Below are 23,088 nucleotides of genomic sequence, written 5' to 3' on the forward strand. Positions count from 1 at the left end.
GTCACGGCCTGGTTCTAGTCTTCGTCGTCTTCCGGATCGCGTTTCATGAAGCGGGGCTGTACGCGGTTCCGCTTCCGGTCGTGGTGCAATATAAACCCGCCGATAAAGCTGACGGGGCCTGCGAACAGCACGAGTCCGAGCAGCAGCTTTCCCCAGAGGAAATCTGCATCGGGTGTTGCGGAGTAAAAAAGCGCATCGCGGATCAGTTTGATTCCGTACATGGCAAGCGCTGCGGGAATGACCATGATCATAAGCGCGATTAGTTTTTGGCCGATCAAGGGCGTGTTCACCCCTTTCCAACGTGCTCCCTTCCCATCATAATGGATGGGTCGCCCCTTGTCCAACGGAACATGCGCCTGTCCAACCGGGCGCGCATGGGGTACAATGGTAACAGTCTGATTTCTGATTGGTGGAAAGAGGGATCGCGCATGCACAAGCTGCTCATCGTCGGGGCCGGCCGGGGCGGAACGGCGCTTCTGCGGTTGTTGAGCAACATGGAGGAGATGACGATCATCGCCGTGGTGGATGAGCGCAGCGACGCACCGGGACTGGAACTGGCCCGATCACTGGGCATCGAGGTCGGCACAGATTTTCGGCCGTATCTGTCCAGGGATGTGGACGTGATTCTGGAGGCGACCGGCAACCAGGCGGCCTATGAAGAGATCCTGCGCCTCAAACAGGAAAAGACGGCGCTGATTCCAGGGACGTTTACCAGCATCATCATGAAGCTGATCAGCGAGAAGGAAGCGCTGATCGCCGCGCTGACGCAGAACCAGCGGGAGCGGGAGACCATGCTCAACTCCACCCATGATGCGATCATCGCCGTCAACCGGCAGGGGATCATCACCCTGTTCAACAGGGCAGCGGAACGGCTGATGGGACTGGAGGCAGCAGATGTGCTGGGGACGGTCGCCTCGGAAAAGATCCCCAACACGCGCTTACATATCGTATTGGAAACGGGGCAGCCGGAGCTCAACCAGGAGCAGGTGCTGCCCAATAAGACGCGCATCATCACCAACCGCGTTCCTGTTCGCAACGAACAAGGCGAGGTGGTGGGCGCTGTCGCCATCTTCCGCGACATTACGGAAATCATGACACTGGCGGAAGAAGTGACCGACCTGAAAGAGCTGAAAAGCATGCTGCAGGCGATTATTCATTCGTCTGACGAGGCCATCTCGGTCGTAGATGCCAAGGGAAATGGCCTGCTGATCAATCCCGCGTATACCCGGCTGACCGGTCTGCAGCCCGAAGACATCATTGGCAAGCCGGCAACGGTGGACATCTCCGAAGGGGACAGCATGCACATGCGTGTGCTGAAGACCAAAAAGCCGGTTCGCGGCGTACATATGAAAGTGGGACCGAAACGAAAAGACGTCGTCGTCAACGTGGCCCCGGTCATGGTGGACGGTGAGCTGAAAGGCAGTGTCGGGGTGATCCACGACGTATCGGAAATCAAACGGCTGACGGAAGAGCTGGAACGGGCACACCAGATCATCCGCACCCTGGAAGCCAAGTACACCTTTGCCGACATCATCGGCTTCAGCGAGCCGATGCGGGCGGCAATCGAACAGGCGCAAAAGGCAGCCTTGACCCGGGCGACCGTGCTCTTGCGCGGCGAATCGGGGACGGGCAAGGAGCTGTTCGCCCACGCCATCCACAACGCCAGCGAACGGAAGTACAAGCAGTTCATCCGCGTCAACTGCGCAGCGATCTCGGAGCATCTGCTGGAGAGCGAACTGTTCGGTTACGAGGAGGGAGCATTTACAGGCGCGCGGCGCGGCGGCAAGCGGGGCCTGTTCGAGGAAGCCAGCGGCGGCACCATTTTTCTCGATGAAATTGGCGAACTGTCGATGAGCATGCAGGTCAAACTGCTCCGCGTTCTGCAGGAGCGGGAAGTGGTGCGCGTCGGCGGGACCAAGGCGATCGACGTCGACGTCCGCGTCATCGCGGCCACTCACGTCAATCTGGAATCAGCGATCCAAGCGGGCCGTTTTCGGGAAGACTTGTACTACCGGCTCCTCGTGGTTCCGATCTATATCCCGCCGCTGCGGCAGCGTCTGGAGGACATACAACCGCTCGCCATGCACCTGCTGCGCAAGTACAATCAGGAATACGGGCGCAACGTCGAGGAGATCGCCCCGGAGACGCTGCGCATCCTGCTCTCCTACCACTGGCCGGGCAATGTGCGGGAGTTGGAAAACGTGCTGGCCCGGGCGATGATCCACATGCGGATCAGCGAGCGGGTCATCCTGCCCGAGCATCTGCCTCCGCTGGAGCGAAAAAGCGGAAACCACGGCGGACAGCGACAGGAGACTGCCGCCACCACGGGTAAAACGCTGAAGGAGGCGGTGGAAGAAGCGGAGCGGCAGCACATCATCCACGAGCTGACAGCCGCTCGCGGCAACCGCACGCTGGCGGCCAAACGCCTGGGGATTTCAATCCGCAGCCTGTATTACAAGCTGGAAAAGCTGGGGATTACCGAGGAGCAGAGCTGAGCGAGACGAGCGTGCATTTTTTTGCATGCAACCTTTTGCTCGTTTGTGCAAAATATTGCGCAGGGAATTGCCAAGCCCGAATGGCTCCTGCACAAAATTGAAGCGCTTTCATTTTCTCTTTCGATGGCATGACTGTTGCATTATAAACCAATCGGGAGCAGGCAGAAGAGTTCTCTCCGCTTGACTGCCGGATTGCAAAGACGAAACATACTAGGGAGGTTTCCTCATGAACATCTTCGAATACATGCATAAATACGACTACGAGCAGCTTGTCTTCTGTCAAGACGAGAATTCCGGTTTGAAAGCGATCATCTGCATTCACGATACGACACTGGGGCCGGCCCTGGGCGGCACGCGCATGTGGCCGTACAAGTCCGAGGAAGAAGCAATCATCGACGTGCTCAGGCTCGCCCGCGGGATGACCTACAAAAATGCGGCGGCCGGCCTCAATATCGGCGGCGGGAAAGCCGTGATCATCGGCGATCCGCGCAAAGACAAGAGCGAGGAACTGTTCCGGGCCTTTGGCCGCTACATCCAGGGCTTGAACGGCCGCTACATCACCGCCGAGGATGTGGGAACGACCGTGGCCGACATGGACATGATCCATCTGGAAACGGACTTTGTCACCGGCGTCTCTCCGGCGTTCGGCTCCAGCGGCAACCCCTCGCCGGTAACCGCCTACGGCGTATACCGCGGCATGAAGGCAGCCGCCAAGCTGGCGTTTGGCAGCGACGACCTGTCGGGCCGTGTGGTGGCGGTGCAGGGCGTGGGCAACGTGGCGTACAACCTCTGCCGCCATCTGCATGAAGAAGGTGCCCATCTGATCGTGACCGACATCAACGAGGAGAACGTCAACCGGGCCGTCGAGGACTTTGGCGCGAAAGCGGTCGGCGTCAACGAGATTTTCAGTGTCGAGTGCGACATCTTTTCGCCGTGCGCGCTCGGGGCGATCATCAACGACGACACGATTCCGCTGCTAAAGGCGAAAGTGATCGCCGGCGCGGCCAACAACCAGTTGAAAGAAGAACGGCATGGCGATATGATTCATGAAATGGGCATCATCTACGCGCCGGACTACGTCATCAACGCGGGCGGCGTGATCAACGTGGCGGACGAACTGCAGGGCTACAACCGTGAGCGGGCGCTGAAAAAGGTGGAGACGATCTACGACAACATCCTGAAGGTATTCGAGATTGCTGAACGCGACGGTGTACCGTCCTACAAGGCAGCTGACCGCATGGCGGAAGAGCGCATCGCCAGCGTCGCCAAATCCCGCAACACATTCCTGCGAAACGGCAAGACTGTTTACCACCGCTAATACCGCCGTTTGACCGGCGGCTTTTCCGGGAGCGCCCGCGGCAGCGCTGCGGACGCCCCGATACATACAGCCGAGTGAATGTTCAAATTCGCCGGACGCGATACCGGACGGTGGAGTGGTCCTAAGCTGCTCCCCCACGGACGAAAGGAGATGGAACGCATGTCACAGGAATTTGATCTCGTCGTGTTGGGAGGCGGGACAGGCGGTTACGTCGCGGCGATCCGCGCCTCCCAGCTGGGGATGAAAGTGGCGATCGTCGAAAAGGAAAAGCTGGGCGGCACCTGCCTGCACCGAGGCTGCATCCCCTCCAAGGCGCTGCTGCGCAGTGCCGAGGTGTACGCGACGCTGAAGGAAAGCGACAAGTACGGCATCTCGGCCGACAGTGTAGGCTACGACTTCCGCAAAGTGAAGTCGCGCAAGCAGGGGATCGTCGACCAACTGCACAAGGGCGTGCAGTACCTGATGAAAAAAGGGAACATCGCGGTCTTTGAAGGGATCGGCCGCGTCATGGGCCCGTCGATTTTTTCGCCGCAGGCAGGGGCTGTGCGGGTGGAAAAGCCAAACGGGGACCAAGAGATGCTCGTCCCCCGCTTTTTGCTCATCGCCACCGGTTCCCGCCCCCGGACGCTGCCGGGCTTGACGATTGACGGCACAGCAGTGGTCACCAGCGACGAAGCGCTGCAATGGGAAGAACTGCCGTCGTCTGTCACAATCGTCGGCGGCGGCGTGATCGGCATTGAGTGGGCCTCCATGCTGAACGACTTCGGCGTCGAGGTGACGGTGGTGGAGTACGCCGACCGGATTCTGCCGCTGGAAGACGAGGAGATCAGCAAGGAGATGACCCGCCTGCTGAAAAAGCGCAAGGTGAACATCGTCACCGGGGCAAAGGTACTGCCGGAGACATTGGAGAAAGCGGACGGCCGCGTCTCGATTCAGGCAGAGACGGCCAGCGGCGTGCAGACGTTTGCGGCCGAAAAGCTGCTGGTATCCGTCGGGCGGCAGGCCAACGTGGAAAACATCGGTCTGGAGGCGACGGAGATCAAAGTGGAGCGCGGCGTGATCGTCGTCAACGAGCACTTTCAGACGGCAGAGCCGCATATCTACGCCATCGGCGACGTCATCGGCGGGCTGCAGCTTGCTCATGTGGCCTCGCACGAAGGCATCCTGGCCGTGGAGCACATGGCTGGTCTCAATCCGGAGCCGCTGGATTACAGCAAAGTGCCAAAGTGCACATACAGTCGGCCTGAGGTGGCCAATGTCGGCCTGACGGAAGCGGAAGCGCGCCGGCAGGGGTACGACGTAAAGGTCGGCAAATTCAGTTTCAAACCGTTGGGGAAAGCACTCGTCCACGGCGAAAACGACGGCTTTGTCAAGGTGGTGGCCGATGCGAAGACCAACGATCTTTTGGGCGTGCACATGATCGGCCCCCACGTGACGGACATGATTTCCGAAGCGGGACTGGCCCGCGTCCTGGATGCTGCTCCGTGGGAAATCGGCCATGCCATACACCCGCATCCGACCCTGTCCGAAGCGCTCATGGAAGCGGCGCTGGCAGTGGACGGCAAGGCGATTCACATTTAGTGCGATTAGCAAGGAGGGTATCCGACGATGACAACCAAGCGTCATGAACAAGTGGGCTTGACGGACGCGCAGGTATTGGACATGTACTATTACATGCTCCTGGCGCGCAAGATTGACGAACGTCAATGGCTGTTGAACCGGGCGGGCAAGGTGCCGTTTGTCATTTCCTGCCAGGGGCAGGAAGCGGCCCAGGTGGGAGCAGCCTTTGCCCTGCAGAAGGGAAAGGACTACCTCTGCCCGTATTACCGTGACCTCGGCGTGGTGCTCGTCTTCGGACAGACTGCCCGGGACTGCATGCTGTCGGCGTTCGCCAAGGCGGAAGACCCGAACAGCGGCGGCCGGCAGATGCCCGGCCACTTTGGCGGCAAGAAGTGGAACATCCTGACCGGGTCCAGTCCGGTGACGACGCAGGTGCCGCACGCAGTGGGCATTGCGCTTGCCGGCAAAATGCAAAAGAAGGACTTCGTCGTCTACACGTCGTTTGGCGAAGGCTCCAGCAACCAGGGGGACTTCCATGAAGGGGCCAACTTTGCCGGCGTTCACAAGCTGCCCGTCATCTTCTTCTGCGAGAACAACAAATACGCCATCTCCGTGCCGTTGAAAAAACAGCTGGCCTGCGAAAGCGTGGCAGACCGGGCGATCGGGTACGGCTTCCCAGGCGTCAGCGTGGATGGCAACGATCCGATTGAAGTGTACCGGGTAATGAAGGAAGCGGTGGAGCGCGCACGCTCCGGCGAAGGTCCGACGCTGATCGAAGCGGTCATGTACCGCCTTGTCCCCCACTCCAGCGACGATGACGACCGCACCTACCGGACGCGTGAAGAAGTGGAAGAAGCGAAGAAAAAAGACCCGATCCTGCTGTTTGGCCGATACCTGCGAGAAGTGGGCCTGATGGATGATGAAAAAGAGCAGGATTTGCTGACCCGCGTGCAGATGGAAGTGGACGAGGCGACAGAGTATGCGGAAAACGCACCGTATCCGACGCCAGAATCGACACTCACGCACGTGTACGGGGAATAAGGGGGTATCCAGATGGCAGTCATTTCGTTTATTGATGCGATTACCATGGCGATGCGCGAGGAAATGAGGCGTGATCCCAACGTGTTCATTCTCGGCGAAGACGTCGGCGTTCGCGGCGGCGTGTTTCGCGCCACCGTCGGTCTGATCGAAGAGTTTGGCGAAGAGCGCGTCATCGACACGCCGCTGGCGGAATCGGCCATCGTCGGCGTGGGGATCGGGGCGGCGGCGTACGGCATGCGCCCGATCGCGGAGATCCAGTTTGCCGACTTCATCATGCCGGCTGTCAACCAGATCGTCAGCGAAGCGGCGAAAATGCGCTATCGGTCCAACGGCGACTGGCACTGCCCGATTACAATCCGCGCCCCGTTTGGCGGCGGAGTGCACGGAGCGCTGTACCACTCCCAATCCGTGGAAGCGATGTTTACCAACGTGCCCGGTCTGAAGGTGGTGGCGCCGTCCACGCCGTATGATGCCAAAGGCCTTCTGAAAGCGGCGATTCGCGACGACGACCCTGTCCTCTTTTTCGAGCACAAGCGCTGCTACCGCCTGATCAAAGGGGAAGTGCCCGAGGACGATTACGTTCTGCCGATCGGCAAGGCGGACGTCAAGCGGGAAGGGACGGACATCACGGTGATTTCGTACGGCCTGACGCTCCATTTCTGCCTGCAGGCGGCGGAAAAGCTGGCCGAAGAAGGGATCAGCGCTCACGTGCTCGATCTGCGCACGCTGTATCCGCTGGACAAGGAGGCGATTGCGGAAGCGGCCGCCAAGACGGGCAAGGTGCTGATCGTCCACGAAGACAACAAGGAAGGCGGCGTCGGCGCAGAAGTGGCTGCCGTGATTGCCGAACAATGTCTGTTTGACCTGGATGCGCCGATCAAGCGTCTGTGCGGCCCCGACGTACCGGCCATGCCGTACAGTCCGCCGATGGAGAAGTTTTTCATGCTCAACCCCGACAAGGTACTGGAAGCGATGCGGGAACTGGCGCATTTTTAGGGGTTCAATAAGGCGATAGGAGGACCGTGGACATGGCAACAAAAGTGCTTATGCCCCAGCTTGGCGAAAGCGTGACCGAAGGCACCATCACCAAATGGCTGGTGAAGGTGGGCGATGTGGTCAAGAAATACGATCCGTTGGCCGAAGTGACGACGGACAAGGTAAATGCGGAAGTGCCGTCCACCGTCTCCGGTCGGGTTACGGAGATCGTCGTGCCCGAGGGTGAGACGGTGGCAGTGGGGACGCTGATTCTGTACATCGAAGAGGAGGGCGGCGCGGCTGAGCCGCAGACTCCAGCGGCAGCGGATGTGAGCGCGGCAGCTGATACCACAGTTTCGGCCGAGCCTGTCAGCGCGACGCCGAATGCCCCGTCCCGACCGGCAGCAGCCGCCAAACAGCAGGGCGGCAAGCAGCGCTATTCACCGGCCGTATTGCGTTTGGCGCAGGAACACGGGATTGACCTGTCCCGCGTACAAGGTACCGGACTGGGCGGACGTGTGACGCGAAAAGACGTGCAGGCGATTATCGACGCGGGCGGTCAGCCGCCGGCAGCGGCCGAGACTCCGGCAGCGGCAGCACCTGCCCAGCAGCCTGCTGAGGTTGCGGCGGTGAGTGCCCCATCCGCTCAGCACGCTGCTCCGGCTGTCTCTGCACCAGCAGCGACAGGTGCGAACGCCTTTGACATCCCGGTGGCACCTGGCGATCAGATCATCCCGGTGACGCCTGTGCGCCGGACGATTGCCAATCGGATGGTGCAGAGCAAACATGAAGCTCCTCACGCCTGGACGATGGTGGAAGTGGACGTGACCAACCTGGTCAACTTCCGCAATCAGGTCAAAGAAGAGTTCAAGCGTAAAGAAGGGGTAAACCTCACCTTCCTGCCGTTTTTCATCAAGGCCGTGGTGGAAGCGCTCAAGGAATACCCCATGCTCAACTCCACCTGGGCGGGCGACAAGATCATCGTCAGGAAAAACATCAACATCTCCATCGCCGTAGCGACGGAGGATGCGCTGTTCGTACCCGTGATCAAGGATGCGGACCAAAAGTCGATCCTCGGCATCGCCAAATCGATTGAGGATCTGGCGGCCCGTACGCGCGCCGGCAAACTGACGATGGATGACATGTCAGGTGGCACGTTCACTGTGAACAATACCGGCTCGTTCGGCTCCGTATTGTCCATGCCGATCATCAACGCCCCGCAGGCGGCCATTCTCAGCGTGGAAGCGATCGTTAAACGCCCGGTGGTAATCGACGACATGATCGCCATCCGTTCGATGGTAAACCTCTGCCTCTCGCTGGACCACCGCGTGCTCGACGGCCTCATCTGCGGCCGTTTCCTGCAAAGCGTCAAGCAGAAACTGGAGGCCATCGGCCCCGATACCAAACTGTACTAGCCAACGTGACCAAAGGCCAGATTCACCTAGGAATCTGGCCTTTTTGCATGGCAGTAAAAAATTTTTGTTACCGGTTTGTAACTTTTTGCATACATCCGTCGTCATAGCTTAATGAACCGGTTATGTTTGCCATTTTGCCAGAACAGATTCCCTCTGTTTCGTATATATGGTAAACTGAAAGCGGTTCGACTAGAAAAGTTTACTAGATTACGAGAAGCATGGGAGGACGAACATGGAGAAGAGCAAAAAGACACTTCCAATCGTGTTGGCTACTGCGCTTGTATCCACGCCGCTGGTGGCGAACCCGCCATCCGCATATGCAATCGAAGACCTGTCCGTTGAGCCGGAGGACGATACGGCTGGCGAAGAAACAACGTATACGATCGACTTTACGCTGGAAAAAGATTTGAAAAAGGGCGATGTCATCTACATCAGATTTCCCAAGGACTTTGATGTCAGTACCAAAATTGATGAAGACGACATCGATGCCAATGTGGATATCAAAAAGGTCAGAGTCTCCGGCAGAACGATCGAGATCACTGTAGACGAAGCCGTGGATAAGGGAGATGATATCTCGATCGACATCGAAAGCGGCATCACCAACCCGGATGACGACGGATCTTACACCGTCTCTGTAAAAACGGACAGGGAATCGTCCTGGGAGGACTACAAGGTCAAGATTTACGAAGACAGCAAAAGCAGCTCGGGGAAAAGCAGCGAATTTGACGTGTCCATCAACCGTACGACTGAAGGCGACACGGCCAAATACGAGCTGGGACCGATCAAATTGAAGGACAAACTGACCAAAGGTGATTGGATCACCGTCTACTTCCCGGATGAAGACATGCTCCCGAACAAAATCAGCACGGACGATGTGGACATCAACGAGTATGAACCTGACGACGTCAGAATTTCCGGCAAAAAAGTGGAACTCAAGGTGCCGTCCAAAGCCGCCGGCAGCAAATCATTGACCATCACGTTCTACGAAGCCGCGGGAATCGAGAATCCGGATGCAGACGACGACTACGTGATCGAAGTCAAATGGGATGGCACTACATACAAATCGGAAGAATTTGAAATCAAAAGTTCCAGCTCCAGTTCGACCAGCGGTTCGGGGGACTTCAGTATTACCCTGTCCGACTCCGGTGTGGGAGCGCGTTCCAGCTATACGTTTGAAGCCGACTTCGGCAGCAAGAAGCTGAATTCCGACAGCGACGTCATCGTCGAATTCCCGTCCGCCGACATGATCCCGGGCATTCTCAATCCGTCCGACTTTTCCATCAACGGAAAAACGCCGCGCAAAGTAGCGCCTGCCGGCAACAAAATCTACCTGACCACGCCGAGCAACTTCACGTCTACCAGCAAAGTTAAAGTGGACATCTCGTACGATGCCTGGCTGACCAACCCGAAAACGGCGGGAAGCTACCAGCTGAAGATGACGGTGAACGGCAAGACAATCACGTCCAAGCCCTTTACCATCTCGGGTACTGGCTCGACGACCACGAACCCGACGCCGGCAACAGGCACGCCTGCCCAGGTAAACAACAGCACGTCTACCATTTCGCTGACCAACACGGCCGTAGGCGCGGCGACCGGTATCAACATCGCGATCAAGGGCGTGTCGATGCCGCTGTACAAGCAGCGCGACTTCATCGAGATCGTGTTCCCGGCGGGTTACCGCGTGCCTGCCTACATCGCTCCGGCAAACGTCACGGTAAATGGCGTGGCTGCCAATTTCGTCGCTGTTCGCGGCCAAAACGTGCTGGTTTATCCGGCACAAGACATTCCGGCTGGCGGCGCGGCCAATGTCGTCATTGGCGCAGGTGCCAACATCGTGAACCCGGCGACGAAAAACACGTACAGCATCAGCGTGTTTACGTCTGAGGAAAAAGGCCTGCTGTTTGCTCGCTCCGTTGGTGTAGGCGTGCCGGCACCGGCACAGACCCCGGCACCGGCGCAGCAGCAGCCTGCGGTTACCGTTCCGTCGAACGCCGCGCTGTTTAAACTGAATACGGCATCGTTCACACTGCACGGCAAGACCTACCCGCTGCAGGTAGCGCCATACCTGGCCAACAACAGCACGACAATGGTCCCGGCGCAGTTCTTTAAAGAAGCGCTGGCGCTTACTACCATCTGGAACAACAACACCGTAACGATTGTCAGCGGCACGACCCAGATCAAATTTACCGTTGGCGCCAATACTGCCCGTGTTGGCAGCAAGGAGGTAACTCTGCCCACGCCTGTCGTGCTGAAAAACAACATGCCGATGATCCCGATCCGTTTCGTGAGTGATACGCTCGGCTACAAAGTCGGATGGGATGCCAAAACATCCAGCGTGTTCGTTTACCGCTAATCCCCGGCGAGCACATACAAAAACCCCCTTCCACTGTGGAAGGGGGTTTTACTTGGTACGGTACCGTGTCCGCCCGTCTACGGTTGAAAGTAGAAAAACATCGGGACGACCAGTGCAATCACCAATACGATTACCAATACCTTGGCAAACAGGGACTGATTCCTCATCATTACTACCTCCTGAACCGGGCCTTGCAAAAAATTGCTTCACGAAAAGTGGAAATTGTCGCGTTATTGTATACTTCGCTGTGCTAGAATTGGAAGGGGGAGCCTTTGATTCCTCCTGCCGATTACACATTGAAACGGGGGTTGACCGGTGACTACAAAAGATTGTACCGAACTGTACCGGAAGTGGCAACAAGAGCTGGCCGAGCGTCTGGCAAAGACGCCGGAGCGCAAACAGCGCTTTGCCACCTCGTCGGACATTGAAATAGATCCGCTGTATGTGCCGGATCAGATTGATGACGCTTACATGGAAAAGATTGGTTTCCCAGGCCAATATCCCTACACTCGCGGCGTTCAGCCCAACATGTACCGCGGCCGCTTGTGGACGATGCGCCAATACGCCGGATTCGGTTCGGCGGAGGAGACCAACAAACGCTTTCGCTACCTGCTGGAACAGGGACAAACCGGGCTCAGTGTAGCGTTTGACCTGCCAACGCAGATCGGGTACGACTCCGACCATCCCATGGCCGCCGGCGAGGTGGGCAAGGTGGGGGTGGCGATCGATTCGCTCGAGGACATGGAGACCCTGCTGGCGGGAATTCCGCTCGACAAGGTGAGCACGTCAATGACGATCAACGCACCCGCATCCGTGCTGCTGGCAATGTACATTGCCGTGGCCGAAAAGCAGGGGGTACCGTCGGAAAAATTGTCGGGCACGATTCAAAACGACATTCTCAAGGAGTACATCGCGCGCGGCACGTACATCTTTCCGCCAAAACCGTCGATGCGGCTGATTACGGACATCTTTGGCTACTGCGCCAAACACGTGCCCAAGTGGAATACCATTTCCATCAGCGGCTACCACATTCGGGAGGCCGGGTCCACCGCCGTGCAGGAAGTCGCTTTTACGCTTGCGGACGGCATCGCCTATGTGGAAGCGGCGCTGCAGGCCGGACTGGACATCGATCAATTTGCGCCGCAGTTGTCGTTTTTCTTCAACGGGCACAACCACTTCTTTGAGGAGATCGCAAAATTCCGGGCAGCACGCCGGATGTGGGCGCGTCTGATGCGGGAGCGTTACGGGGCCAAGAATCCGAAGTCGTGGCAGTTCCGCGTCCACACCCAGACGGGCGGTTCGACGCTGACTGCGCAGCAGCCGGACAACAACATCGTTCGCGTAACCATCCAGGCCTTGGCCGCAGTGTTGGGCGGCACGCAAAGCCTGCACACCAACTCGCGCGACGAGGCGCTCGCCCTGCCGACGGAGGAGTCAGCGCGAATTGCGCTCAGAACGCAGCAGATCATCGCTTTTGAAAGCGGTGTGACCGACACTGTCGATCCTCTGGCCGGTTCGTATTACGTCGAGTATCTGACGGACCAGATTGAGTCCAGAGCGCTGGAATACTTGGAGAAAATCGAGCAGATGGGCGGAGCGGTGGCTGCCGTGGAAGCGGGCTACATGCAGCGGGAAATTCAAAAACAGGCCTACGAAACGCAGCGGAAGATCGAATCGGGCGAAGAAAAAGTGGTCGGCATGAACTGCTTCCAACTGGAACACGAGCCGCAGCCAGAACTGCTTCGCGTCGATCCGGCTTTGGGCCGCAAACAAAAGGAGCGCCTGGATGCGCTTCGGGCGCGTCGCGACAACCTCGCTGTTGAGCAAACGCTCAATCAGTTGAAAGCGGGCGCGGAGGGGACGGAAAACCTCATGCCGCTGATCCTGGAGTGTGTCCGCAGCTACGCCACCATCGGCGAAATCTGCGGCGTGCTGCGCGAGGTGTTCGGCGAGTACCGCGCCGTATAGGGACAGCCGCTGTCGAGGATTCAGAAGTGAACAAGGGGGATCAACATGGAACGAACCATTCGCGTACTGGTAGCCAAACCGGGACTGGACGGCCATGACCGCGGCGCTCTGGTGGTCGCGCAAGCGCTGCGGGACGAGGGCATGGAAGTAGTCTATACCGGGCTAAGGCAAACGCCCGCACAGATTGTCAATGCCGCCATACAGGAGGACGTGGACGTCATCGGCCTGTCGTGTCTGTCGGGTGCCCACAATGAACTGTTTCCGGAAGTAGTCCGCCTGCTTAGGGAGCAGGGGGCGGACGACATTCTCGTCATCGGCGGCGGAGTGATTCCGCAGGAGGACATTCCCTATCTGAAATCGCAGGGGATTGCCGAGGTCTTTACCCCTGGGACGCCGACGCGGGTGACCGCCGATTTCATCCGCTCTCATGTGAAGCGCAAGCGGATGAGCCTGCTGCCTGCTCCCAACAAGATTGCCCACATCGGCATCGCCGTCAAAAGCCTGGACGATGCCCTTCCGTTCTACACCGAACAGTTGGGGCTGCCGCTTTTGGGGACGGAAGAAGTGGCTTCGGAACAGGTACGGGTGGCGTTTTTGGGAATCGGCGAGAGCCGCATCGAGCTCCTGGAGCCGCTCGGTCCGGACAGCCCGATCGCCCGTTTCATCGAAAAGCGGGGTGAAGGCATTCATCACATTGCCCTCGACGTGGACGATGTGAACGAGCGCTTGCTCCGTTTGCGCGAAAACGGCGTTCCGCTCATCCATGAAACGGCCAAACCGGGTGCCCACGGTGCGCAGATTGCTTTCCTGCACCCCAAGGGGGCGCATGGCGTCCTATACGAATTGTGTCAGGCTCCGAAAGCATCTGCGAGCAAGGAGGAAACGGCGCATGAGTGAAGCGATGTACGAAAAAATCAACGACATGTATGAACGGAAGCGGAAGGTAGAGATGGGCGGCGGCGACGAAAAAATCGCCGCCCAGCACAACCGGGGCAAACTGACGGCCAGGGAACGGCTGGACCTCCTGCTCGATCCGGACAGTTTCGTGGAACTGCAGCCGTTCGTCAAGCACCGGGCCACCCACTTCGGCATGGACAAGCTGGAGGCCCCAGGCGAAGGCGTGGTCACCGGTTATGGCAAGATTAACGGCCGCCTGGTGTACGTGTTTGCCCAGGACTTCACCGTTTTCGGCGGAGCTCTAGGGGAAATGCATGCCAGAAAGATCGCGAACATCATGGATTTGGCGGCGAAAAACGGCGCTCCGATCATTGGTCTGAACGACTCCGGAGGCGCGCGGATTCAGGAAGGGGTCGTCTCTCTGGACGGGTACGGCCATATTTTTTACCGCAATTCCATTTACTCCGGGGTTGTCCCGCAAATCTCCGTCATTCTCGGTCCGTGCGCGGGCGGGGCGGTGTATTCGCCGGCCATCACCGATTACGTCTTTATGGTGGAGAAGACGTCGCAGATGTTTATCACCGGTCCCAAGGTAATTGAGACAGTCACCGGCGAAAAAATCTCCAGCGAAGACCTGGGCGGTGCATCGGTTCATTCCGCCATCAGCGGCAACGCTCATTTCACGGCGGAGACGGAAGAGGACGTGCTCCAGCAGGTGCGCCGTCTGCTCACCTTCCTTCCGCAAAACTACCGGGAGGAACCGCCGTGCGTACCGTACGACGGAGACCCGGGCGATTGGCTGGAAGAGCTGATCGAGCTGGTGCCCGTGGCCGGAACGAAAGTGTACGACGTGAAAAAAGTGCTGGAGAAAGTGGTGGACCACGGCGACTTTATGGAAGTGCAGCCCAATTTTGCCCGCAACATCGTGGTCGGTTTCGGCCGCATCAACGGTCAAAGCGTGGGGCTGATCGCCAATCAACCCAAAGTGATGGCCGGCGGGCTGGATATCGATTCTTCGGACAAACTGGCCCGGTTTATCCGCACGTGTGACGCCTTTAACGTGCCGCTGATCACGTTTGTGGACGTCACCGGCTTTTTCCCGGGCATCAATCAGGAGCACGGCGGAATCATCCGCCACGGGGCAAAAATCTTGTACGCCTATTCAGAGGCAACCGTGCCGAAAATCAGCGTAATCACGCGCAAGGCGTACGGCGGGGCGTACGTTGCGCTCAACTCCAAGGCAATCGGGGCAGACGTGGTCTACGCCTGGCCGAACGCGGAGATTGCCGTGATGGGGCCGGAGGGGGCAGCGAACGTCATCTTCGCCCGGGATATCGAGCAAAGCGACGACCCGGCTGGCACGCGGCAGGCGAAGATCGCCGAATACCGCGAAAAATTCGCCAATCCGTACGTCGCGGCAGAGCACGGCATGGTGGACGACGTGATCGATCCGCGTGAAACGCGCAAGTACCTGAGGCTGTCATTGGAAATGCTGAGAAACAAACGGGAGCAGCGGCCCGACAAGAAGCACGGCAACATCCCGTTGTGATCCGGCTGTTTATGGAAGCCTTCCGACGTTTGATTGTCAGGCAGCAGGTTGGCAGGGGTTGCGGGAATACATGGTGTAAAAAAATTTTTTGCGGTATACTGGTACATGTAGGCAAGGTAGGAAGGTGAATGTTCCGGGCCATGGCGGCAAAAGCGTGCGGCATGTGCGTAAAAAGCCAGGACACGTCCGCATCGCTGGTGCGCCGGACCGGGATTCCCGCAAAAATCTGGACCCTGCCGGCTATGGTGCTATTGATCCCTGCGCGGCAGGACATCTTTCAGGGAGGAATCGGGTGTGATCAACCAGGAACGTTTGCTAAACGAGTTTCTGGAGCTCGTCCAAATCGACAGCGAAACCAAACATGAGGCGGCCATTGCCAAGGTGCTGAAGGAAAAATTGACGGACCTGGGCTTTACGGTGGAGGAAGACGACGCGGCTGCCAAAACTGGCCATGGCGCAAACAACCTGATCGCAACGCTGGAAGGCACCGCCCCAGGGCCGGTCATTCTGTTCAGCAGCCACATGGACACGGTCGTGCCGGGCAACGGCGTCAAGCCGCAGGTGCGCGACGGGTACGTCTACTCAGACGGGACGACCATTCTCGGCGCTGACGACAAGGCCGGCATCGCGGCGATTTTTGAAGCGCTGCGCACGTTGAAAGAGAAACAATTGCCGCATCCGACGATCCAGATCGTATTCACGGTGGGCGAAGAATCGGGCCTCGTTGGTTCCCGTGCGATGGATTCCAGCTTGCTGAAGGCGGAGATGGGCTTTATCCTGGATTCTGAGGGACCGGTGGGCAAGATCACGGTTGCCGGAGCGGGGCAGTATCGGATTGTGACAAAAATCTACGGCAAGGCTGCTCATGCAGGCGTCAATCCGGAGGACGGCATCAGCGCCATCACCGTCGCCAGCAAGGCCATTTCCCGCATGCCGCTGGGCCGCATCGACGCGGACACGACCGCCAATGTCGGCCGGTTTGAAGGCGGCAAGGCATACAACATCGTGACGGACTACGTGGAAGTCTGGTCCGAAGCGCGCAGCCTGGTAATGGACAAGCTGGAGGCGCAGGTGAAAAAGATGACCACCGCCTTTGAAGAAGCGGCGGCAGAAATGGGGGCGCGCTGCGAAAACGACGTGATCTTCATGTATCACGGCTACAAATTCAACGAAGAGACGCCGGTGGTGCAAAAGGCAATCGCTGCCGTGAAGCGCGTGGGCCGCGAACCGGAGTTGATTGCCAGCGGCGGCGGCAGCGACGGTAACATTTTCAACGGGTTCGGCATTCCGAGCGTGAACTTTGGCATCGGGTACGAAGAAATCCATACGAAAAACGAACGCATGCCGATTGCGGAACTGAACAAGGCAGCAGAGCTGGTGCTGGCGATTATCGCTGAAGTGCTGGAGTAAGCAATGCAGTGTGCGGGCCGGGTACCCTGAGTGGGGTCCCGGCCTTTTTGTACGCGTGCGGGCAGTGAAAAAGCCTGGCCTTAGCCGCTTGGCAAAAGGAAGCCGATCGCGGGAGCACACAAATGATTGGGCAAGCCATGCCAAACATAGACTGATCATGAGAAGACCCTGAAACGGCGGAAGAGGGGAGGAAGTGACATGCTTCGCGTGGCTGCGGGGATGGTGACAGAGGTACGGGAAAAACGGACGGGTGTGCAAATCCTGGACGTGCGCCTGCACGACAGCGGCCTCGTCGAACCGGCCGTCTCGTTTTTCGACGAAGACCTCGCCGCGGGCGACGAGGTTCTGGTGAATACGACCGCTGTACGGCTGCAGCTGGGAACGGGCGGGTTTCACATCGTCATCGGAAAAACGAGGAGAACCGTCGAAGACGATCTGTCCCCGGGAGCGTGGGGCCACGTGATGAAAATGCGCTACGCGCCCTCGCAGCTGGCCGTCGATACAGTGGAAGAGCAGGACAGCCCGTACCATGAACGGTTTTGTGATGAATCGCTATCACTGGAGGGAACGCCCGTGCTGATCGGCGAACTGCACAGCCTGCTTCCGGCTGCCGCAGCGGCGGTCGCATGGGCGGCACCGGAAAAACGTCAGGTGTATGTAATGCCGGACGCCGCTTCCCTGCCGATCGCCCTGAGCCGGCAGGTGGCGCGCCTAAAGTCAGCAGGCGTGCTGGCGGCGACCGTCACCGCGGGACACGCCTGGGGCGGCGACAGGGAAACCGTGACGATCCACAACGGCCTCCTGGCGGCCCGGCATGTGGAACAGGCGGACGTGATCCTGTGCTTTCTCGGCCCGGGTGTGACCGGAACAGGGACGCCGCTGGGCTTCTCGGGCATGCAGTTGGCGGAGGTGATTCACGCCGTCTCCCTTCTGGGCGGCATCCCGTTTTTCATCCCCCGTCTCAGCTTTGCCGATCCCCGCAAACGCCACTTTGGCATCAGCCATCACACGCGGACCGTTCTCGGCCGTTTTGCGCTGCGGCCGGTGCTGTTGGCAGTGCCCGAATTTGGCGACGGACGCGACGACATTGTCCGCAGTCAAACGGCTGAGCTGATCCGCAGCGGCAGTCATCTGGCCGTAAGCAGGCCGGCGCCGGATCATGAACAGCTGGAGCGGTTGGAGCAGACATTTGGCCTGTCGTTTGTCACGATGGGCCGGCACTGGCGGAACGATCCGGCCCCGTTTCAGGCGGCTGTTCTGGCCGCAGATCTCGCGGTGCAGAGCGCTCCCTTTTTGGCCGAATGTGCTAGCGGCGGGACGCACCGCTGCGCCGGGCCAGATACTCTTGCAGCGTTAGCTCTTTTTTTGACCAGGAGCGGAGTGTAGCGCGGATTTCCCACGCTTTGCCGACCATGCGCAGATGCTTTTCGCTGACATAGGTTTTCATCCCAATACGCCTCCGATACAATAAGGGTGGACAAGTGTCTTGCTCCACAATATGAGGCAGCCGGACGCGTTTAGAACCAGATCTCGAAAAAGGATGATGAGCGTGAGCGATCAAGACCGTTTATACGAAAAGACCATCAGCAGTCAGACGATTTACGACGGACGGATTATCAAGGTAAAGGTGGATGAGGTGCTGCTGCCCAACGGCAAAACGGCAAAGCGGGAAATTGTCAATCACCAGGGAGCGGTGGCCGTTCTGCCGCTGACGCCGGACGGCAAGATGGTCGCCGTGCGCCAGTTTCGCAAACCGCTGGAGCGGACCATCGTGGAGATTCCGGCAGGCAAACTGGAGCCGGGGGAAGAGCCGCTCACCTGTGCCAAGCGCGAACTGGAAGAAGAGACAGGGTATCAGGCCGCCAGTTATGAGCTCCTGAGCTCGTTTTATACGTCACCGGGGTTTGCCGACGAACTTATGCACGTCTACGTGGCGACGGGACTGACAAAAGGGGAAAGTCGTCCGGATGAAGACGAGTTTGTCGAGGTGCTGGAGCTGACGCTGGAAGAGGCGAAGGAACTGCACCGCACGGGAGAGATTTGCGACGCCAAGACCGTCGCCGCCCTGTTTGCCTGGGAGAATCGGGTGCTGCATGAACGTGGTTGACAGACGGCTGCCGCGCTACTTCTGTGACATGCACATCCACATCGGCGGGACGAAGAGCGGCAAACCGGTCAAAATCACCGCATCCCGGCAGATGACCCTGACGCGGATTCTGGAAGAAGCGTCCGAGCGAAAAGGCATGGACGTCATCGGGATCATCGACGCTCACGCTCCCGAGGTGCAGGAAGAGCTGATTGGCCTGCTGGAAACGGGAGCGGCCGAAGAGCACAGGGATGGCGGCGTTCAGTACAAGCAGACCCTGCTGATTCTCGGATGCGAAGTGGAGATCAAAGAACCAGGACGAGGAGAGGCCCACTTCCTCTGTTACCTGCCGAACGTGGGGGAGATGCGCCTTTTTACCGACTGGCTGTCCCGACGCTGCAAAAACGTCAATCTCAGCTCCCAGCGGATCGGAGCCACGCTGCGGGAACTGCAGGAGAGGGTGGCCGAAGGAGGCGGCGTGCTGGTTCCGGCCCATATTTTCACGCCGCACAAAGGCCTGTACGGCAGCTGCACCGACTCGCTTTCGGAGGTGGCGGAGCCCTCTACCATCCCGGCCGTCGAGCTGGGGCTGAGCGCCAATACGGACATGGCCGACCGGTTGACGGAGCTGCATGACAAGACATTCCTGACCAATTCGGACGCCCATTCGCTGGCGAAAATCGGCCGCGAGTATCAGGCGATGGCCATGGCCGAACGCTCGTTTCGAGAGTGGATGCGGGCTCTGCGCAGGGAAGCGGGGAGAGGCGTCGCTGTCAACTACGGTCTTCATCCGCAGTTGGGGAAGTACCATCAGACTGCCTGCCAATCGTGCCAATCGACACTTCCGGCAGACGCTGATGGCCGCTGTCCGCAGTGCGGCTTCAAACGGGTGGTCCGGGGCGTCTTTGACCGGATAGAACAGTTGGCTGATTGCCCGGCCGGCGTCCATCCGCCGTTTCGTCCCCGTACGTGGAACAGGTGCCGCTGGAGTTCATTCCCGGAGTAGGCCCGAGGCTGCGTGACAAGCTGTACTGTGCGTTTGGGACGGAGATGAACATTCTTCACCGGGTGGGCAGGGAAGAACTTGCCGGCGTGGTCGGTGAGCGAATCGCGGATCTGATCGTCCAGGCCAGGGAAGGGCGGCTGAACGTCAAGGCCGGAGGAGCCGGCACGTACGGCAGGATCGTGACAGGCAAGGCATAGGCGCCCGGACTTCCGCATAAGCTGTACAGTAATCAGCGTTGCGGGAGGGGAAACGGCGTGCGGGCAAGAGTTGGACAAACAATCCAGGCATATGCGCGAGAGCATCAGTCGCTTTACTGGTTTACGATCGTACTGTTTGCGATGGGCATTATTTTTGGAGCGGTGATCGTCAATTCCTTGCCGCTTTCCCAGCGACAGGAGCTGTTTGGCTTTCTGCAGTACTTTTTCAACACGCTCGGAAGCCAGGGCATTCCCGAGCCGACGGCCCATTTCCAACAGGCGTTCGGCCACTATGCAAAAACGGTGGGCATCTTGTGGATGCTGGGGCTGTCCATCATCGGTCTGCCGATGATCCTGCTGCTGCTGTTTCTCAAAGGAGTGGTCGTCGGGTTTACAGTCGGCTTTCTGGTGAATCAGCTTCAGTGGCAAGGTGTGACGCTGGCGTTGGCGGGCGTATTGCCGCAAAATTTGCTGGTGGTGCCGGCCCTGTTTATCGTCGGGGTGAGCGGCATCTCGTTTTCCATGCGGCTGATCAAAACGCGGCTCCTGAGCAGACGGGACGTGATTCTGCCCCACTTCGTCGGCTACACCGTGTTGGTCGTTGTCATGCTGGCCGTCCTGATGGTGGCGGCGCTGTTCGAGACGTTCGTCTCCCCCAGGCTGATGCAAATGGTGCTTAATTAAGAATAATTCTCATTTAATAACGTATGTATTTGACTTCTGGAACACCCCTCTACTATAATAGGAGCAGGTTTCATGCGAGCGGGGAGGGGCATTTATGTTGGAAGAAAAGTTAGAGAAGATCAAGCAGCAACTACATTCCCAGAACTATAAACTGACGCCACAACGTGAAGCCACTGTTCGCGTTTTACTGGAAAACGAGGAAGATCACCTGAGTGCGGAAGACGTCTACCTTTTGGTCAAGGAAAAAGCCCCGGAAATTGGTCTCGCCACGGTGTATCGAACCCTGGAACTGTTGAGCGAGCTGAAGATCATTCACAAGATGAACTTCGGCGACGGGGTGGCTCGCTACGATCTGCGCGACGACAACGCCGAGTACCACCACCACCATCTGATCTGCCTGAACTGCGGCACGGTGGATGAAATCTTTGAAGACCTGCTTGTCTCCGCAGAAGAAAAGGTCAAGAATGTTTACAACTTTTACATTACCGACCATCGGCTCACCTTCTACGGCATCTGCCATCGCTGCATCGACAAGGTGAACGTGGAGGACTTTAAATAGAAAAACTTCTCTGTGCGGGAGAAGTTTTTCTTTTTTTCTGCCCCGGGTTATGGAGCAGGACCTCCGGTGGCATGATAAGGAAAGCGCAAATGCGAGCCACAGGAGGCGAATGTGTGATGATTATCGGGGTGCCAAAGGAAATCAAAGACAACGAAAACCGCGTGGGGCTGACCCCCGCCGGCGTGAGCGCATACATACAGGCGGGCCATCGCGTGTTGGTCGAGACGCAGGCGGGGATCGGTTCCGGTTTTTCCGACGAGGATTTTTCGGCAGCCGGCGCGGAAATTCTCGACAGTGCAGAGGAGGTATGGCAGCAGGCGGAGATGATCTGCAAGGTAAAAGAACCGCTGCCTGCCGAATACAAATTCTTTCGCGAAAACCTGATCCTGTTTACCTATCTGCATCTGGCGCCGGAACGCGAACTGACCGAGCAGCTCCGTGCCAAGAAAGTGGTCGCGATTGCCTACGAGACGATCCAGACTGACGACGGTTCGCTGCCGTTATTGATGCCGATGAGCGAGGTGGCCGGCCGCATGTCGGTGCAGATTGGCGCACAGTTTCTGGAAAAGCCGCACGGGGGAAAGGGAGTGCTCCTGGGAGGCGTTCCCGGTGTCCCACCGGCTCATGTGGTCATCGTCGGCGGCGGCATCGTCGGGACCAATGCGGCCAAAATGGCGGTCGGCCTGGGGGCGCAGGTGACGATTCTCGACATCAACGCCAACCGGCTGCGCGAACTGGACGATCTGTTCCAGGGACGATTGCGGACACTGATGTCCAACCACTACAACATCGCGCAGGCGGTAAAGGACGCCGACCTCCTGATCGGGGCGGTCCTGATCCCCGGGGCGCGGGCGCCCAAGCTGGTGACGGAGGAGATGGTCAAGTCGATGTCTCCCGGATCGGTCATCGTCGACGTGGCGATCGATCAGGGGGGCTCGATCGAGACTGTGGACCGGATTACCACACACAGCGAACCGACATACGTCAAGCACGGCGTCGTCCACTACGCGGTGGCCAACATGCCGGGAGCGGTGCCGCGCACGTCGACAATCGCCCTGAGCAATGTTACAATACCTTACGGCCTGCAGTTGGCGAACAAGGGGGTCCGCGCCGCCATCACCCAAAACCGCGCGCTTGCCCGCGGCGTCAACGTGCTGAACGGCCATGTGGTGTACGAAGCAGTGGCCACCTCGCTGAATCTGCCGTATGTCCCGCTGGAAGACGCGCTGCATGACCTGCACGTATAGCGTACCGAATGGAGCAGGAGACCAGCGCATATACTGGAGGTAACACGGAAACGGGGAGGATTGCATCGATGCGAGTATCGTTTCGGCGGCTGATGGAGATTCTCCGGTTTTTCCTCCTGTTCGTTACCTGTGCGCTGTTGTCCTACGGGATCATCAGCCTCTTGTCAGACAGGTTCCTGCCAGGCGATCCCTACCGCGAACCGCACGGCAATGCCGTCAAAGTGGTGAAGCTGATCAACGCCCAGGGAGGCGGAAGTTGGGACGGATACCTGTCCCGGCTGCAGTTGTTCTACCTGACGGGAGAGTAACCGTTACCTTTTTCGCGGGA

18 protein-coding genes and 2 pseudogenes are annotated in these 23,088 nt (G+C 58.6%); 18 read left to right on the forward strand and 2 right to left on the reverse strand.

Annotated features, from left to right (window positions below; all coding sequences use genetic code 11):
- Positions 1-14 precede the first annotated feature (14 nt).
- Complete coding sequence (locus IRT44_RS13945; protein WP_171565701.1) at positions 15-278, reverse strand: DUF2627 domain-containing protein; 264 nt, start codon at positions 276-278, stop codon at positions 15-17.
- A gap of 150 nt (positions 279-428) precedes the next feature.
- Between IRT44_RS13945 and IRT44_RS13950 the strand changes: the two genes are divergently transcribed.
- From IRT44_RS13950 to IRT44_RS14005, 12 genes are all read left to right on the forward strand, one after another.
- Positions 429-2,495: a sigma 54-interacting transcriptional regulator gene (locus IRT44_RS13950; protein WP_171565585.1), complete on the forward strand. Its 2,067-nt coding sequence runs from the start codon at positions 429-431 to the stop codon at positions 2,493-2,495.
- Positions 2,496-2,721: 226 nt separating this feature from the next.
- Positions 2,722-3,813, forward strand: coding sequence for a Glu/Leu/Phe/Val dehydrogenase dimerization domain-containing protein (locus tag IRT44_RS13955; protein ID WP_171565584.1), 1,092 nt, complete (start codon positions 2,722-2,724; stop codon positions 3,811-3,813).
- A 159-nt stretch (positions 3,814-3,972) separates the two neighbouring features.
- Positions 3,973-5,394, forward strand: coding sequence for a dihydrolipoyl dehydrogenase (gene lpdA, locus IRT44_RS13960; protein WP_230076861.1), 1,422 nt, complete (start codon positions 3,973-3,975; stop codon positions 5,392-5,394).
- A 27-nt stretch (positions 5,395-5,421) separates the two neighbouring features.
- Positions 5,422-6,414, forward strand: a complete 993-nt coding sequence (locus tag IRT44_RS13965; protein WP_171565582.1) for a thiamine pyrophosphate-dependent dehydrogenase E1 component subunit alpha — start codon at positions 5,422-5,424, stop codon at positions 6,412-6,414.
- A 12-nt stretch (positions 6,415-6,426) separates the two neighbouring features.
- Positions 6,427-7,410: an alpha-ketoacid dehydrogenase subunit beta gene (locus IRT44_RS13970; protein ID WP_212132385.1), complete on the forward strand. Its 984-nt coding sequence runs from the start codon at positions 6,427-6,429 to the stop codon at positions 7,408-7,410.
- A gap of 32 nt (positions 7,411-7,442) precedes the next feature.
- Positions 7,443-8,804, forward strand: coding sequence for a dihydrolipoamide acetyltransferase family protein (locus IRT44_RS13975; protein WP_171565580.1), 1,362 nt, complete (start codon positions 7,443-7,445; stop codon positions 8,802-8,804).
- Between the two features lie 232 nt (positions 8,805-9,036).
- Positions 9,037-11,157, forward strand: coding sequence for a copper amine oxidase N-terminal domain-containing protein (locus IRT44_RS13980; protein ID WP_171565579.1), 2,121 nt, complete (start codon positions 9,037-9,039; stop codon positions 11,155-11,157).
- 315 nt (positions 11,158-11,472) lie between these two features.
- Positions 11,473-13,125, forward strand: coding sequence for an acyl-CoA mutase large subunit family protein (locus tag IRT44_RS13985; RefSeq protein WP_230076862.1), 1,653 nt, complete (start codon positions 11,473-11,475; stop codon positions 13,123-13,125).
- A gap of 45 nt (positions 13,126-13,170) precedes the next feature.
- The gene (gene mce / locus IRT44_RS13990) at positions 13,171-14,022 is read left to right on the forward strand and encodes a methylmalonyl-CoA epimerase (RefSeq protein WP_171565577.1); all 852 of its coding nucleotides are present in this window, start codon (positions 13,171-13,173) and stop codon (positions 14,020-14,022) included.
- Positions 14,015-15,571: an acyl-CoA carboxylase subunit beta gene (locus IRT44_RS13995; RefSeq protein ID WP_171565576.1), complete on the forward strand. Its 1,557-nt coding sequence runs from the start codon at positions 14,015-14,017 to the stop codon at positions 15,569-15,571. The genes mce and IRT44_RS13995 overlap by 8 nt, the downstream gene beginning before the upstream one ends.
- A gap of 294 nt (positions 15,572-15,865) precedes the next feature.
- Positions 15,866-16,981 carry a M20/M25/M40 family metallo-hydrolase gene (locus tag IRT44_RS14000; RefSeq protein ID WP_171565575.1) on the forward strand — a complete coding sequence of 372 codons (1,116 nt, stop codon included), beginning with the start codon at positions 15,866-15,868 and terminating at the stop codon, positions 16,979-16,981.
- Positions 16,982-17,179: 198 nt separating this feature from the next.
- Entirely contained in the window at positions 17,180-18,367 is a 1,188-nt protein-coding gene (locus tag IRT44_RS14005) for a DUF3866 family protein (RefSeq protein ID WP_230076863.1), read from the forward strand.
- Positions 18,368-18,371: 4 nt separating this feature from the next.
- Here the strand turns inward: IRT44_RS14005 and mciZ are convergent.
- Positions 18,372-18,428 (reverse strand): annotated as a pseudogene (gene mciZ / locus IRT44_RS19485) (Z-ring formation inhibitor MciZ); the annotation flags it as partial.
- A 96-nt stretch (positions 18,429-18,524) separates the two neighbouring features.
- On the opposite strand from mciZ, the gene IRT44_RS14010 reads away from it, so the two are divergent.
- From IRT44_RS14010 to IRT44_RS14035, 6 genes and pseudogenes are all read left to right on the forward strand, one after another.
- The gene (locus IRT44_RS14010; protein ID WP_212132389.1) at positions 18,525-19,088 is read left to right on the forward strand and encodes an NUDIX domain-containing protein; all 564 of its coding nucleotides are present in this window, start codon (positions 18,525-18,527) and stop codon (positions 19,086-19,088) included.
- Positions 19,075-20,270 (forward strand): annotated as a pseudogene (locus IRT44_RS14015) (endonuclease Q family protein). The gene IRT44_RS14010 and the pseudogene IRT44_RS14015 overlap by 14 nt, the downstream one beginning before the upstream one ends.
- A 57-nt stretch (positions 20,271-20,327) precedes the next feature.
- A complete protein-coding gene (gene spoIIM, locus IRT44_RS14020) occupies positions 20,328-20,954 on the forward strand; it encodes a stage II sporulation protein M (protein ID WP_171565571.1) in 627 nt (208 codons plus the stop codon).
- A 94-nt stretch (positions 20,955-21,048) separates the two neighbouring features.
- Positions 21,049-21,513, forward strand: coding sequence for a ferric iron uptake transcriptional regulator (locus tag IRT44_RS14025; protein WP_035289716.1), 465 nt, complete (start codon positions 21,049-21,051; stop codon positions 21,511-21,513).
- Positions 21,514-21,629: 116 nt separating this feature from the next.
- Positions 21,630-22,760, forward strand: a complete 1,131-nt coding sequence (ald, locus tag IRT44_RS14030) for an alanine dehydrogenase (protein WP_171565700.1) — start codon at positions 21,630-21,632, stop codon at positions 22,758-22,760.
- A gap of 68 nt (positions 22,761-22,828) precedes the next feature.
- A complete protein-coding gene (locus IRT44_RS14035) occupies positions 22,829-23,068 on the forward strand; it encodes a YqzK family protein (protein ID WP_171565570.1) in 240 nt (79 codons plus the stop codon).
- Positions 23,069-23,088: the final 20 nt, after the last annotated feature.

It is taken from the genome of Brevibacillus sedimenti, from assembly GCF_020923495.1.
GTDB lineage: Bacteria > Bacillota > Bacilli > Brevibacillales > Brevibacillaceae > Brevibacillus > Brevibacillus aydinogluensis.